Annotated in this window: 1 protein-coding gene; it reads left to right on the top strand. The window is 61.6% G+C overall.

The window, feature by feature from the left end; all coding sequences use genetic code 11:
- Positions 1 to 516 (top strand): MASE1 domain-containing protein (locus AC1DS3_RS39440; RefSeq protein WP_477129473.1); only part of this gene is annotated, 516 nt, incomplete at both ends.

Here is a 516-nt window from a genome sequence, read left to right as displayed (position 1 = left end):
ACATGTCGGTGGGCGTGCCCCTACCAGTGGCCGCGGTGATTGGCCTCGGCGCGACAGCTGCAGCCTTGACGGCGACATTATTGGTAAAGCGGGTAGCCCAATTCCAGATCACCCTGGGCCGCATCAAGGACGTGTTAGCTTTCGTCATCCTGGCTGCGACGGCCAGCACGGCAGTGAGTGCGCTGATCGGTGCGACTGCCCTCTTCGGAGGGGGCTTGGTGTCAGTCGCCGATTACGGCGCTGCCTTTCTGAAATGGTGGCTCGGTGACATGCTGGGGGTGCTCGTGGTAGCCCCGCCGCTGCTCAGCTTGCTCACGTATCCAAGCCCGATCCGCTCCGCAAAGCAGACCGTGGAAGCGTGCGGACTGACCGTTGCGATCTTCTGGGTGAGTTACGTCATCTTCGGCGCCACCGAACTTGCAGGGCACAGCTACTATCCGGCAGCCTTGGCGGTCTTTCCGTTCATTATCTGGGCGGCTCTGCGCTTCGATCACTTGGGTACCAGCCTCTCAACCT

The sequence above is a fragment of the Cupriavidus sp. 01L46 genome (assembly GCF_056399905.1).
This window is presented reverse-complemented; position numbering and strand designations above follow the sequence as displayed.